We start from the raw sequence: 2,030 nt of genomic DNA, 5'->3' as shown, positions 1-2,030 counted from the left end.
TCCCTCTTCCCTCTTACCTCTACCTTCTTCCTTACTTGAAAAAATGAAGCAAATACTCAAAAAAAAATTTATTATTTCCGTCTTACAAATTTTTATCCTAGGCTTAATTTTTGGAATTTCCTATACTCAAGACCCCCTATATACCTCAAATCAACATACTAAATTTTTACAAGGATTATCCAAAGCTAGTTTAGGTTATTTAAACAAAGATTGGTTAGCTAATACATTAGACCCTCTACCTGCTTTTACTTTTTTGGTTAAAATCACTTATGCTTACCTCGATGAAAATTTTTTCTACTTTTATTACATCCTGATTTTTGGCATCTATGTTTATAGTATCCTTGGCATTGCTTCAGTGATTTTTAAAATTAATACTTCCCGACTGAAGCTGCTAATTTATTTTCTGCTTATCTTGACTATTCACTGTCTACAAATCAGAATTTTTGACTTGAAAACTCATGTACATCTCCACTATGGTTTAGCAGAGCAATATATTCTTGGTGGATATTTTCAACCTTGTACATTTGGAGTATTAATTATCTTTTCTATCCATGCTTTTCTGAGAAAAAAACCTTTTTTAGCAGTCTTAGCTTTAGGAATAGCTGCAACTTTTCATCCCACATATCTCCCTAGTGCAGCTTTACTAACTTTAGCTTATATGATCGCCACCTATAAAAATGAAAAGAATCTCCAAAAATCATTATTAATAGGTATCTTTTCATTCATCTTAGTTTTACCAGTAGTCAGTTATATGACTATTACTTTTCAACCCACATCTCCCAAACTTTTTCAAATATCTGAAAGCTTACTTGTTAATAGAATTCCTCATCATTCCTTCCCCGATATTTGGTTAACCGAACCTGCTGCTCCAATTCAGATTTTAGTAGTAGCGATCGCTCTCTATCTTCTCCGCAAAACTAGATTATTTTTTATCTTATTTTTTCCCTTTTCCACAGCAACTATTCTGACAATAGTTCAAATTTTTTCTAGCAGCAATACTTTGGCATTTCTTACCCCATGGCGTGTATCAGCTTTTTTAGTTCCTATTTCTACTTGTATGATATTGGCTTTTATTTTGGATGTTGTTTTTGACAGATATCATCCTTGGATTAAGCAATACAAAAAAACGATAGAAATTTTCTCTGTCGTAGCAATATATCTGTTCATTATTTCAGGAGTGGGAATGCAACTGGAGAAACTAACTATTAATCAGGAAGATACACCAATTATTATGGAATATGTCAAAGAAAATAAACAACCAGGCGATAGTTATTTAGTTCCTTATGCTTCAGGTAAATTTGTTGATTTTAGAATTGCCACAGGTGCGCCGATTTTAATTAATCTCAAATCTCATCCCTACAAAGATATAGAAGTTATTGAATGGCACGACAGATTATTAATGGCACAACAATTTTATGATAATTCTGGTATAGCTAAATGTCAGGCTTTGCAGAATTTAATCGATAAATATAGGATAACTCACGTCATTGTTGAAAATGATGATTCTGTTAAATGTCTAGGAATAGAAAAAACTTATATCGATAATTTATATCAAATGTACAAAGTAATTGATAAGTAAGCAATCAGCAATCAGCTACCTTTTGCCTGTTGCCTAATTCCAAAAACTTTTTTTTCAGAATGATTGAGAGGACTAGATATAGTCTTTTTCAAGTTATTTAGCTAAAGTTATTTTTATTCTTTTTTGCTCTTACTTCTCTATTTCTTATTCCCTAAAACTTAGAATTTTGTACCTCACTCAAACCTGATAATTCCTATAGCATTGACAAATTAATCTTTATTTGATACCCTTCAAAACAATATTTATCCAAAAAAAATAATTCAAAGCTTCTAAGTTTATCTATGAAAAGCAAAAAAATAATCTACTTAAAGATACAAAGTGACTATTCGGTAACTTGCAACATGAAACACTACCTTGCCGAATAATTAAGGTCTAAAACTTCTCCTTTTAAGGATAAAAATTCAGTAAGCATTTTCTGCGGAATGCTGTGAAAAAGCGGTCAGCTCTTAGA

At 31.3% G+C, this 2,030-nt stretch carries 1 protein-coding gene; it reads left to right on the top strand.

Translation table 11 applies throughout. From position 1 onward, the window contains the following. Positions 1-1,579, top strand: a 1,579-nt coding sequence (locus tag F6K22_RS39555; RefSeq protein ID WP_293110502.1) for a DUF6798 domain-containing protein, incomplete at its 5' end; no start/stop codon positions are given. Positions 1,580-2,030 lie beyond the last annotated feature (451 nt).

Origin of the sequence: Okeania sp. SIO2F4 (assembly GCF_010672385.1) — a bacterium.
In the GTDB taxonomy this organism is placed as follows: Bacteria; Cyanobacteriota; Cyanobacteriia; order Cyanobacteriales; family Microcoleaceae; genus Trichodesmium.
The sequence above is the reverse complement of the archived record's forward strand: the minus strand, read 5'-3'. Positions and strand labels throughout refer to the sequence as shown.